Annotated in this window: 13 protein-coding genes; 11 read left to right on the forward strand and 2 right to left on the reverse strand. The window is 72.1% G+C overall.

All coding sequences use genetic code 11. The features are described 5' to 3' along the window. Positions 1–22: 22 nt before the first annotated feature. Both ACYVKF_RS06330 and ACYVKF_RS06335 read right to left on the reverse strand, forming a co-directional pair. Positions 23–325, reverse strand: a complete 303-nt coding sequence (locus ACYVKF_RS06330; RefSeq protein WP_460965637.1) for a DUF2087 domain-containing protein — start codon at positions 323–325, stop codon at positions 23–25. 21 nt (positions 326–346) lie between these two features. Next, positions 347–1024, reverse strand: a complete 678-nt coding sequence (locus tag ACYVKF_RS06335; RefSeq protein ID WP_460965639.1) for a hypothetical protein — start codon at positions 1022–1024, stop codon at positions 347–349. Between the two features lie 140 nt (positions 1025–1164). On the opposite strand from ACYVKF_RS06335, the gene ACYVKF_RS06340 reads away from it, so the two are divergent. The 11 genes from ACYVKF_RS06340 to ACYVKF_RS06390 all read left to right on the forward strand — a co-directional run bounded on the left by ACYVKF_RS06340 (position 1165) and on the right by ACYVKF_RS06390 (position 11376). After that, positions 1165–1467 (forward strand): urease subunit gamma, encoded by a 303-nt coding sequence (locus ACYVKF_RS06340; protein WP_056915543.1) that lies wholly within the window; start codon positions 1165–1167, stop codon positions 1465–1467. Between the two features lie 27 nt (positions 1468–1494). Next, positions 1495–1908, forward strand: coding sequence for an urease subunit beta (gene ureB / locus ACYVKF_RS06345; RefSeq protein WP_460965642.1), 414 nt, complete (start codon positions 1495–1497; stop codon positions 1906–1908). Then, positions 1901–3610: an urease subunit alpha gene (locus ACYVKF_RS06350; protein ID WP_460965644.1), complete on the forward strand. Its 1710-nt coding sequence runs from the start codon at positions 1901–1903 to the stop codon at positions 3608–3610. Before ureB ends, ACYVKF_RS06350 begins: the two co-directional genes overlap by 8 nt. After that, on the forward strand, positions 3610–4320 hold the full coding sequence (locus ACYVKF_RS06355; protein WP_460965646.1) for an urease accessory UreF family protein: 711 nt from the start codon (positions 3610–3612) through the stop codon (positions 4318–4320). The genes ACYVKF_RS06350 and ACYVKF_RS06355 overlap by 1 nt, the downstream gene beginning before the upstream one ends. After that, the gene (gene ureG / locus ACYVKF_RS06360) at positions 4313–5020 is read left to right on the forward strand and encodes an urease accessory protein UreG (RefSeq protein WP_460965648.1); all 708 of its coding nucleotides are present in this window, start codon (positions 4313–4315) and stop codon (positions 5018–5020) included. The genes ACYVKF_RS06355 and ureG overlap by 8 nt, the downstream gene beginning before the upstream one ends. After that, a complete protein-coding gene (locus tag ACYVKF_RS06365) occupies positions 5004–5795 on the forward strand; it encodes an urease accessory protein UreD (protein ID WP_460965650.1) in 792 nt (263 codons plus the stop codon). Before ureG ends, ACYVKF_RS06365 begins: the two co-directional genes overlap by 17 nt. Before the next feature lie 63 nt (positions 5796–5858). Continuing rightward, positions 5859–6107 (forward strand): SCO4226 family nickel-binding protein, encoded by a 249-nt coding sequence (locus ACYVKF_RS06370; protein ID WP_056915547.1) that lies wholly within the window; start codon positions 5859–5861, stop codon positions 6105–6107. 194 nt (positions 6108–6301) lie between these two features. Next, positions 6302–8224, forward strand: coding sequence for a 2-oxoacid:acceptor oxidoreductase subunit alpha (locus tag ACYVKF_RS06375; protein ID WP_460965652.1), 1923 nt, complete (start codon positions 6302–6304; stop codon positions 8222–8224). After that, complete coding sequence (locus ACYVKF_RS06380) at positions 8221–9318, forward strand: 2-oxoacid:ferredoxin oxidoreductase subunit beta (RefSeq protein WP_056915549.1); 1098 nt, start codon at positions 8221–8223, stop codon at positions 9316–9318. Before ACYVKF_RS06375 ends, ACYVKF_RS06380 begins: the two co-directional genes overlap by 4 nt. Before the next feature lie 77 nt (positions 9319–9395). Beyond that, complete coding sequence (gene rarD, locus ACYVKF_RS06385; RefSeq protein ID WP_460966898.1) at positions 9396–10262, forward strand: EamA family transporter RarD; 867 nt, start codon at positions 9396–9398, stop codon at positions 10260–10262. A gap of 85 nt (positions 10263–10347) precedes the next feature. Next, on the forward strand, positions 10348–11376 hold the full coding sequence (locus tag ACYVKF_RS06390) for an iron-siderophore ABC transporter substrate-binding protein (RefSeq protein WP_460965655.1): 1029 nt from the start codon (positions 10348–10350) through the stop codon (positions 11374–11376). Positions 11377–11378 lie beyond the last annotated feature (2 nt).

The following is an 11378-nucleotide window of genomic DNA, read 5'->3' on the forward strand; positions in this document are numbered from 1 at the left end:
CACGGCGTTGCCCGCGCCTCGGTCAGACCCCGTCGACCGTCCCGCCGGCCCGCCAGTAGCGGCCGTCGCGCCGGTCCATGAACTCCTCCTCGACGAGGTACCGCCGCAGCGCCGCGACGTCGTCGTGGAACGCCCGCAGCGTGGCGTTGACCTCGGTCTCCTCGTACACCTCTCCCACGGCGAACTCCTGCGCGATGAGGTCGAGCACGACGAGGCGCTTGGTGATCTTCGTCGGGATCGACACGAGGCTGCCGTCGGGGCGCACGAACGCCCGGAGCACGGCGTCGCGGTTCCTCAGGGCGTCCTGGAGCGCCGGTCGGTCCATGCCCACCACCCTAGGCAGCCCTCACCGCAGCCGCTCGCGCAGCGCCAGCACCGCCTCGGCGGTCGCGCCGGGCTCCGAGAGAAGGTGCAGGTGGTGGCCCTCGACGACCTCGACCGGCCAGCCGGCCCCGCGGGCGAAGGTGAGCTCCTCGGCATACGTCCCACCGAAGCCGAGGTATGCCGCGGGCAGCGCCTCCCAGCCCCCCGGCACCTCCACCGGGGTCGTGAACCACGACGGCGGGAGCCGGGGTGCCCCGTCGGTCACGCGTGAGAGCCAGTCCTCCGACGGGAAGAGCGGCCCGACGTCGGCGGGGTCCCACCACAGCGGCCACGGCGGGAGCAGGCCGTCCACCTTCGGCAGCCCGGCGACGAAGTCCGCGAACGCCGGGGGCGCCAGCACGGTCGTGGGCCCGGGAGCGAGGGGCAGGGCCGCGTCGACGAGGACCACGGCACCGACAGGGACCGCTGCGCGCAGGGCCGGGACGAGGTACCCCGCGTTGCTGTGGGCCACCAGGAGGGACGCCCCGGACGAGACGAGCTGGTCGACGAACCCTGCCAGCACCGCCGCCGGGGTCAGCACGCCGTCGGGCAGGTCCGCGACCGCCGTCGACGCACCGCGGGCGTCGAGGGCTCCCGCCAGCGGGCCGTAGGCCACCGGCCCCAGCAGCGGGCTGGGCAGCACGAGCACGTCGACGGACACGTTCGGCACGCTAGCCCGACGTGGGCGGTGACAGCGCGGGAGACGCGCACCCGTCCCGGGTAGCCGTGGCGAAACGCGCTTGAAACACTGCCTTGGTCTACTGACCGGCAGAGACCGACCACGACACCGAGGAGGCTGCCGTGCACCTGTCCCCCGCGGACACCGAGAAGCTGCTGCTGTCCGTCGCCGGCATGGTCGCCCGCGACCGGCTGTCGCGCGGCGTCCTGCTCAACCACCCCGAGTCGGTCGCCCTGCTCTCCACGTGGGTCATCGAGCGCGCCCGCGAAGGCGCCCTGGTCGCCGACCTCATGGAGGAGGGCCGGGCGGTCCTGCACCGCGACCAGGTCATGGCGGGCGTGCCGGAGATGATCGCCGACGTGCAGGTCGAGGCGACGTTCCCCGACGGCCGCAAGCTCGTCACCCTCCACCACCCGATCGCCTGACCGAGACAGCCGAGAGCAGGAGATCCGTTGAGCAGCAACAGTTCCGGACCGGGAGCGGTGCGGGTGAAGCCGGGCACCGTCACCATCAACGCCGACCGCACCGAGGCCGAACGCCTCAGCCTCGTCATCGTCAACACCGGTGACCGCCCGGTCCAGATCGGGTCGCACCTGCACCTGCCGGACAGCAACACCGCGCTGTCCTTCGACCGCGACGCCGCCCACGGCTTCCGTCTCGACATCCCGAGCGGCACGTCGGTCCGGTTCGAGCCCGGCGTCAGCCGCCAGGTCGACGCCGTGGCCCTCACGGGCCGCCGTCGGGTGCCGGGCCTCCAGGTCGACGGCCGCACCGACGGGCGCCTCGACGGCCCGGCCGACAGGCGGCTCGACGGGCGGCTCGACGAAACCCACGAGCGTGCCGAGGGAGGTGCCCACGATGGCTGACCTCGACCGCGAGCGGTATGCCGCGCTGTACGGCCCCACCGCGGGAGACCAGGTCCGCCTCGGCGACACCGACCTCTGGGTCGAGGTCGAGCAGGACCTCACCTTCGGCGGAGAGGAGGCCGTCTTCGGTGGCGGGAAGTCGATCCGCGAGTCGATGGCGCAGGGCCTGCGCACCAATGCGGACGGCGCGCTGGACACCGTCATCACGAACGCGATCGTCCTCGACCACTGGGGCGTCGTCCGGGCCGACGTGGGCATCCGCGCCGGGCGCATCGTGGCCCTGGGCCGCAGCGGCAACCCCGACATCGCCGACGGCGTGCACCCCGACCTCGAGATCGGCCCCGGCACCGACGTCATCTCCGGCGAGGGCCGCATCCTCACCGCGGGCGGCATCGACCTGCACGTCCACTTCCTGTCGACCAGCCAGGTGCACGAGGCGCTCGCCGCCGGGCTGACCACCCTGGGTGGTGGCGGCACCGGGCCGTCCGAGGGTTCCAAGGCCACCACCGTGACACCCGGTCCGTGGCACCTTCAGTCGGTGCTGCGCGGACTCGACCACCTGCCCGTCAACGTGCTCCTCATGGGCAAGGGCAACACGGTCAGCGCCGCGGGGCTGCGCGAGCAGGCGCTGGCCGGCGCCGCGGCGTACAAGGTGCACGAGGACTGGGGCAGCACCCCGGCGGCCATCGACGCGGCGCTGCGCGCGGCCGACGAGTTCGGGCTGCAGGTGACGCTGCACAGCGACAGCCTCAACGAGGCGGGCTACGTCGACTCGACGCTGCGGGCGATCGGCGGGCGGAGCATCCACGCGTTCCACACCGAGGGCGCCGGTGGCGGCCACGCCCCGGACATCATCACCATCGCGAGCCACGCCAACGTCCTGCCCGGCTCGACGAACCCGACGCTCCCCCACACCGTCAACACCGTCGCCGAGCACCTCGACATGCTCATGGTCTGCCACCACCTCAACCCCGCGGTGCCGGAGGACCTGGCCTTCGCCGAGAGCCGGATCCGCGCGACGACCATCGCCGCCGAGGACCTCCTGCACGACCTCGGGGCCCTGTCGATGACCAGCTCGGACGCCCAGGCGATGGGCCGCATCGGCGAGGTCGTCACGCGCACGTGGCAGGTCGCGCACGTGATGAAGGCCCGCTACGGCGCGCTCGGCGCCAGCCTCCCGGCCGACAACGAGCGGGCCCGCCGCTACGTCGCGAAGTACACGATCAACCCGGCCGTCGCGCACGGCATCGACCACGAGGTCGGCTCCGTCGAGCCGGGCAAGCTCGCGGACCTCGTGCTCTGGGACCCGAAGTTCTTCGGGTGGCGTCCGGACCTCGTCATCAAGGCGGGCGCGATCGTGTATGCCGCCCTCGGCGACCCGAACGCGTCCATCCCCACCCCGCAGCCGGTGCTCATGCGTCCGGCCCTCGTCGGCGAAGGCGGTGCGGGAGCGGACCGGTCGCTGACCTTCGTCGCCCCCGCGGCCCTGGAGGCCGGGCTGGCCGAGACGTTGGGGCTACGGAGCACCCTTGTCGGGGTGCGGCCCACCCGCGACGTCACCAAGGCTGACATGGTCAACAACAGCGCCACGCCGGCGATCGAGGTCGACCCCGAGTCGTTCGAGATCCGCGTCGAGGGAGAGGTCGTCATGCCGTCGCCCGCGACGGAGCTCCCGCTGGCCCAACGGTATTCGCTGTTCTGATGCCGAGTTCGCCTTCGCAGGTACCGGCCGTCGGGCCACCCGTCCTCCCCCACCCCGAGTTCGCCGCGATGATGCTCGCCGACGGCCGGCTGCCCGTCGGTGGTCACACCCAGTCCTCCGGCCTCGAACCCGCCCTGCTCGGCGGGCTGGCCGAGGGCGACGTCCCCGCGCTGGTGCGGACCCGCCTGCGCACGGTGGTCCGCGTCGAGGCCGCCGTCGCGGTCGTTGCCCGCCACCACGTCCTCGCCGGGCTCCCCCTGGAACAGGTGCAGGACGCGTGGGCCGCCCGGACCCCCAGCGAGGTCTCGCGGGCCGCCTCGGTCGCGGTGGGACGCGGGCAGCGACGACTCACCCTGCGGCTCTGGCCCGGCTCGGCAGCCGCCGCCGCCCTCGAGGACCTGTGCCTGCCGTCGAGACCGGTCGCCGTCGGGGCGATGGCTGCCGCAGCAGGTCTGGACGCTGCGCGCACGGCCCGGCTCGTCGCCTACGACGACGTGCAGACCCTCTGCGCCGCCGCCCTCAAGCTCTGCCCGCTCGACCCCTCGGACGCGACCGCGTGGCTGCTGGCGGCAGGCGGTGACGTCGAGGCCGTGGTCGCCGCGGTCGCGCACCTCACCGAGCCCGGCGCCATACCCGCTCCGGCTGCCCCGCTGCTCGAGCAGTGGGCGCACCACCACCCGACCCACCCACGGAGGTTGTTCAGTGCCTGACGCCAGCCCGTCCACCACCCGCGCCCTGCGGCTCGGCGTCGCCGGGCCCGTCGGCACCGGGAAGTCCTCGCTCATCGGCATGCTCTGCCGCGAGCTCGGCGACACCCTCGAGCTGGGGGTCGTCACCAACGACATCTACACCGACGAGGACGCCCGCATGCTGCGTGCCGCAGGAGTGCTCGACCCCGAGCGGATCCGCGCGGTCGAGACCGGTGCCTGCCCGCACACCGCCATCCGTGACGACGTCAGCGCCAACCTGCTCGCCGTGGAGGACCTCGAGGCCGACTTCGCACCGTTGGACCTCGTCCTCGTGGAGTCCGGTGGCGACAACCTCACGGCGACGTTCTCGCCCGCCCTGGTGGACGCGCAGCTGTTCGTCCTCGACGTCGCCGGGGGCGGCGACGTCGTGCGCAAGGGCGGCCCCGGCATCTCGCGGGCCGACCTGCTCGTGGTCAACAAGACCGACCTCGCGCCGTACGTCGGGGTCGACGCCGAGCTCATGGCCCGCCAGGGCCGCGAGGCCCGGGACGGGCGGCCGGTGATCGCCCTGTCCCGCCACGACCGCGCATCGGTCACGGCGCTCACGGACTGGGTGCTCGGGGTGCTGGACGACCACCGCAGCGGGGGCCACATCCCCGTCGACCCGGGCCCCATGGCCCCGCACTCCCACGCCGGCGGTGAGGGTGCCCACACGCACTGAGGTCCGTACCGCGCGGGTCGCCCTCCTCCCCACCGACAGCCGCCCGGGAGGAGGGGCCCGCCTGGAGCTGCGCGGCGGCCTCGTCTCCCCGCGCGTCGTGCGGCAGGGGGCGGCGAGCGCCGAGGTGGCCCTCATCGCCACGACCGCGACCCTGCTCGGGGGCGACGAGCTGCGCCTGGCCGTCGAGGTCGGGCCCGGCCTGCGCCTCGACCTGCGCGACGTCGCAGGCACCGTGGCGTACCACGGGCGGGGGCTGCGGTGCCTCGTCGCGGTGTCGCTGACCGTCCACCCGGGTGCCGTCCTCGTCTGGGCCGGCGAACCGCTCGTCGTGTGCGACGGGGCGGAGGTCGTGCGCACCATGGACGTCGACGTGGCCGGGACGGGCCGGTTGCTGCTGCGCGACCACGTCGCCCTGGGCCGCAGCGGCCAGGTCGGTGGCGACCTCACCTGCCGGACGACCATGGCGTATGCCGCGCGGCCGGCCCTCGTCGAGGAGCTCACCCTCGGCGGCAGGTCGACCGTGGGTGGCGTCGGCGTCCTCGGAGGTGCCCGCGTCGTCGACTCCGTCACCGCCCTCGGCTGGCGTCCCGACACGGTGGTGACGCCGCCGGCGGACCCGGCTCCGCGCCATACCGAGGACGCCCCGGGGCCGCGCGCCACCGTGTTCACGCTGCACGAACCCGGTGCGCTGGCGCGCCGGCTGGTGACCGACGCGCACGACTCGGACCTGCCCGGGACCTGGGCACGATGGGCCGCCGAACTGCCGTCCCTTTGACGGAGGAGACGTGCTGCGGCCCGGCGTAGCGTGGCGAGACCACCACACGGAGGGAGCGTCACCATGGCCCAGTTCATGGATGTCCACACCAACATGCCGGGGGTCACCGCCGAGGCGTTGTACGAGGCGCACCAGGCAGACCTCGCGATCCAGGGCGACGAGTCCGTGGACTTCAAGCAGGCTTGGGCAGATCCCGTGACCGGTCACGTGTTCTGCCTGTCGGAGGGGCCGGACCGCGAGGCGATCCAGCGCGTCCACGAGCGCGCCGGCCACCCCTACGACGAGATCCACGAGATCACCGTCACCGCCTGAGCACGGGCGCCGGGGGCGGCGCCTCCATAACGGCGTGTTACCCGTCTCAAAAGCAGGGTGGGCAGGTTGCCCTTACCTGACCGGACGTACGATGGATTCACAGGCTGCGCTCAGCGTCGTCCGTGAGCCCAGCGGCACCGGACGCGCCGCGGCGACAGTCTCCAGAACTGTTCGTCCACGACCGTCAGGACCGCATGAGCAGCAAGACCGTCCAGAAGCTGGACCGCGTCGTCATCCGCTTCGCCGGGGACTCCGGCGACGGCATGCAGCTGACCGGTGACCGCTTCACGTCCGAGACCGCCGCCCTGGGCAACGACCTGTCCACGCTGCCCAACTTCCCCGCCGAGATCCGGGCGCCCCAGGGGACCCTCCCGGGGGTCTCGAGCTTCCAGCTGCACTTCGCCGACCACGACGTGCTCACCCCCGGCGACGCCCCCGACGTCCTCGTCGCGATGAACCCGGCGGCCCTCAAGGCCAACCTGCGCGACCTGCCGCGCGGGGCGACGATCATCGCCAACACCGACGAGTTCTCCAAGCGCAACCTCGGCAAGGTCGGCTACACGACCAACCCGCTCGAGGACGGCTCGCTCGACTCGTGGCACCTGCACCCGGTGGCACTGACCTCGATCACCGTCGAGGCGCTGGCCGAGTTCGACAGCCTGTCCCGCAAGGACAAGGAGCGGGCGAAGAACATGTTCGCGCTCGGGCTGCTGTCCTGGATGTACCACCGTCCCACCAGCGGCACCGAGAACTTCCTGACGAAGAAGTTCGGCGCGAAGCCCGACATCCTCGCCGCCAACCTCGCCGCCCTCAAGGCCGGCGTCAACTACGGCGAGACGACCGAGGACTTCGCGGTCTCCTACGAGATCGCCCCTGCGCCGATGGCGGCGGGCACCTACCGGAACATCACCGGGAACGTCGCGCTGGCCTACGGCCTCGTGACCGCCTCCCACCGCGCGAAGGTGCCGCTGCTGCTCGGGTCGTACCCGATCACCCCTGCCTCCGACATCCTGCACACGCTCTCGGGGCTCAAGCGGTACGGCGTGACCACGCTGCAGGCCGAGGACGAGATCGCCGGGATCGGTGCGGCACTGGGGGCCTCCTTCGGCGGTGCGATCGGCGTGACGACGACCTCCGGCCCGGGTGTCGCCCTGAAGTCCGAGACCATCGGCCTCGCCGTCTCCCTCGAGCTCCCGCTCGTCATCGTCGACGTCCAGCGCGGAGGGCCCTCGACCGGCCTGCCCACCAAGACCGAGCAGTCCGACCTGCTGCAGGCGATGTTCGGCCGCAACGGCGAGTCGCCGGTGCCGATCATCGCGCCGCAGTCGCCGGCAGACTGCTTCGACGCGGCCATCGAGGCGGTCCGGATCGCCACGGCCTACCGGACCCCTGTGTTCATCCTCTCCGACGGCTACCTCGCCAACGGCTCCGAGCCGTGGTCGCTCCCGAAGGTCGCCGAGCTGCCCGACCTCACCGTCGAGTTCGCCTCCGAGCCGAACGCCACCGACGAGAAGGGTGAGCCGGTCTTCCACCCGTTCCTGCGCGACCCGGCCACCCTGGCCCGCCCGTGGGCGGTCCCCGGCACGGCTGGACTGGAGCACCGCATCGGCGGCATCGAGAAGGCCGACGTCACCGGCAACATCTCCTACGACCCCGACAACCACGACCTGATGACCCGGTTGCGCGCGGGCAAGATCGAGCGGATCGCCGACACCATCGGGGACCTCGAGGTCGACGACCCGAGCGGCGAGGCGTCGGTCCTCGTCCTCGGCTGGGGATCGACCTACGGCCCGATCGCCGCGGCGGTGCGCAGCGTGCGCAACACCGGTGCGAAGGTCGCCCGGGCTCACCTGCGCCACCTGAACCCGTTCCCCGCCAACACCGGTGAGGTCCTGCGTCGCTACGACCGGGTGCTCGTCCCCGAGATGAACATGGGCCAGCTCGCGATGCTGCTGCGGGCCAAGTACCTCGTCGACGTGCACTCGTTCACCCAGGTGCGCGGACTGCCGTTCACCACGGTCGAGCTCGCCGACGCCATCGTCGGCCTCGGCACGGACGGCGACCCGAACGCCGACACCGCCCACGAGACCGTCACCAGCCACGGAGGCCCCGCATGAGCACCGAACTCGGGATGCCGTCGCTCGGCGTCCCCCACGGCACCGCCGGGGTCCCGCGACTCGGCGAGGACGCGACGCCCCAGACGAAGAAGGAGTTCACCTCCGACCAGGAGGTGCGCTGGTGCCCCGGCTGCGGCGACTACGCCATCCTCGCGTCGGTCCAGGGCTTCCTGCCCGAGCTCGGCCTCAAGCGCGAGAACATCGTCTTCGTCTCGGGCATCGGCTGCTCGTCGCGGTTCCCCTACTACCTCGACACCTACGGCATGCACTCGATCCACGGGCGTGCGCCGGCGATCGCGACCGGCCTCGCGACCAGTCGCGCGGACCTGTCGGTCTGGGTCGTCACCGGTGACGGTGACGCCCTGTCGATCGGCGGCAACCACCTGATCCACGCGCTGCGCCGCAACGTGAACATGACGATCCTGTTGTTCAACAACCAGATCTACGGCCTGACCAAGGGCCAGTACTCACCCACCTCCGAGGTCGGCAAGGTCACGAAGTCGACGCCGATGGGTTCGGTGGACCACCCGTTCAACCCGGTCTCGCTGGCACTGGGTGCCGAGGCGACCTTCGTCGCGCGCACCATGGACTCCGACCGCAAGCACCTCACCGGCATCCTCAAGGCCGCCGCCGCGCACCGCGGGACCTCGCTGGTGGAGATCTACCAGAACTGCCCGATCTTCAACGACGGCGCGTTCGACCTCATCAAGGACCGCAGCCAGCAGGAGGCGCGGATCGTGCACCTCACCGACGGCGAGCGCGTGCAGGTCGGCCCGGAGGACGACCGACAGGTGCTCGTGCGCGCGGCCGGCGGTGCGATGGAGTTCGTGCCCGCCTCCGAGGTCGGCGAGCGAGAGGTCGTCGTCCACGACGCGACCGCGGGCGACCCGACGCAGGCCTTCGCGCTGTCGCGGCTGGACTCCCCGCAGATGACGCACGTGCCGATGGGGATCTTCCGCAACGTCGTCCGCCCGACCTACGACGACCTCGTGCGTGCTCAGGTCGACGCCGCTGTCGACACCGGCGGTGGCCCGGCCACCGACGAGGACCTCGATGCGCTGATCCACGGACGCGACACCTGGACCGTGGCCTGAGCGCCGGCGGCCCGGCTCCCCTGACCGGCCACGAGGAGACCCGTCGCGGGTCGCTCCAGGGACTCCTCGCCTACGGCATCTGGGGGGTCTTCCCGCTCTACTTCGCCGCGCTGAAACCCGCCGGGGCGTGGGAGATCCTCGCGCACCGGATCCTCTGGACGCTGCTGCTCTGCGCCGTCATCCTGCTCCTGCGCCGCGACCTCGCGTGGGCGCGCCAGCTGTGGCAGCGGCCACGCCTCGGCATGGGCGTCACCGTGGCCGCCCTTCTCATCGCCGTCAACTGGGTCGTGTACGTCGCAGCGGTGCTGGGTGGGCGCACCACCGAGGCGGCACTGGGCTACTTCCTCAACCCCATCGTCACCGTGGCCCTCGGGGTGTTCGTCCTGCGGGAGCGGCTGCGCCCGTTGCAGTGGGTGGCCGTCGCCATCGGCGCCCTCGCGTTCGTCTACCTGTCCGTCGCCGCCGGTTCGGTGCCCGTCATCGCGATCACCCTGGCAATGTCGTTCGGGCTCTACGGCCTGGTCAAGAAGAAGGTGGGCGTCTCCCTCCAGGCGATGCACTCGCTCACCGCCGAGACCGCGGTCCTCGCTCCCGTCGCGGCGGTCATGCTTGTGGTCCTCACCGTGCGGGGCGAGACCACGTTCACCACCGAGGGGGCGTTCCACACCGCGCTGCTCGTGGCTGCCGGTGCCGCGACCGCCCTGCCGCTGCTGCTGTTCGCCGGAGCCGCCCGCCGGGTGCCGTTGGTGACGATCGGGCTGCTGCAGTTCATCACCCCGGTGCTCCAGCTGCTGTGCGGCGTGCTGCTCCTGCACGAACACATGTCGACGAGCCGGTGGATCGGGTTCGCGATCGTGTGGGTGGCTCTCGCCGTGCTCACCGTGGACTCGCTGCGCCATCTCCCCGGGCGCTCGCGCGCCCCCGTCGCGCAGCTCGCACCGTAGGGCGCGGCGGGGCCGACGAGCGGAGGCGATTAACGGCATACCCGGCTTGCGTTAATCGCGGTAGGTAAGGTTAGGCTCCCCTAACATGAGACCACTTCGCCTCGTGGCCGCCTCCGCAGGGGCTCTCCTCGCCCTCTCCGTCGCTGCGTGCAGCACCGGCTCCACCGACACGGCCGCTCCCACCTCCGCCGGCGCGGACCCGAACGCGTTCCCCGTCACCATCAACCACGTCCACGGGTCGACGACCATCGAGAAGGCGCCCACGCGCGTGGCCACCCTCGGCTGGTCCGACCAGGACTTCGCGCTCGCCCTCGGCGTGGCCCCCGTGGGGGCCGTGAAGATCACGTGGGGTGGCAACGCCCAGGGCTCGACCCCTTGGTATGACGCGAAGCTCGCCGAGGTGGGCGCGGCACAACCCACGCGGTACAGCGACGCCGACGGCGCGCCCGTCGAGGAGATCGCCAAGCTGGCCCCCGACCTGATCCTCGCGACGAACTCCGGGATCACGAAGGAGGAGTACGCGAAGCTGTCGAAGATCGCCCCCGTGGTCGCCTACCCGGGAGCCGCTTGGGGCACCTCGTGGCAGACCTCGCTCGACCTGGTGGCCAAGGCCCTCGGCCGCACCTCGCAGGCCGCGACCCTCGCGCAACAGACCGAGGCGTCGATCGCCGCCGCAGCGACGAAGTACCCGCAGACTCGGGGCAAGACCTTCATCTTCGGCTCGCTGACCCCCACCGACACCTCGTCCATCAGCTACTACACGCCGCTGGACAACCGGCCGCGGCTGCTCGTCGACCTCGGCATGGTGAACGCCCCGGTGGTCGAGCGGCTCAGCAAGGGCAGCACGGAGTTCTTCAGGACGATCTCGTCCGAACAGGCCGCCACCCTCGACGCCGACGTGTTCGTCACCTACACCGAGGGCGCCGGCGAGATGGAGAAGTACCTGAAGGACCCGCTGCTGCGGCAGATCCCGGCCTTCGCGTCCGGTGGCTGGGTCGACGCGTCCGACAAGACCGACTCGCTCGGCCTCTCGGCGCCCTCACCGCTGGCCATCCCGTGGGCGATGGAGAAGTTCGTCCCGCTCGTCGCCGCCGCGGTCGACCGCGCCGCCTGACG

The organism is Pedococcus soli (assembly GCF_054782575.1).

What these genes read in the sequence shown, in the direction of transcription:
- ACYVKF_RS06375 (WP_460965652.1), top strand. Translation starts at nt 6,302, where the DNA reads ATGAGCAGCAAGACCGTCCAGAAGCTGGACCGCGTCGTCATCCGCTTC.
- ACYVKF_RS06330 (WP_460965637.1), bottom strand. Translation starts at nt 325, where the DNA reads ATGGACCGACCGGCGCTCCAGGACGCCCTGAGGAACCGCGACGCCGTG.
- ACYVKF_RS06355 (WP_460965646.1), top strand. Translation starts at nt 3,610, where the DNA reads ATGCCGAGTTCGCCTTCGCAGGTACCGGCCGTCGGGCCACCCGTCCTC.
- ACYVKF_RS06380 (WP_056915549.1), top strand. Translation starts at nt 8,221, where the DNA reads ATGAGCACCGAACTCGGGATGCCGTCGCTCGGCGTCCCCCACGGCACC.
- ACYVKF_RS06370 (WP_056915547.1), top strand. Translation starts at nt 5,859, where the DNA reads ATGGCCCAGTTCATGGATGTCCACACCAACATGCCGGGGGTCACCGCC.
- ACYVKF_RS06390 (WP_460965655.1), top strand. Translation starts at nt 10,348, where the DNA reads ATGAGACCACTTCGCCTCGTGGCCGCCTCCGCAGGGGCTCTCCTCGCC.
- ACYVKF_RS06350 (WP_460965644.1), top strand. Translation starts at nt 1,901, where the DNA reads ATGGCTGACCTCGACCGCGAGCGGTATGCCGCGCTGTACGGCCCCACC.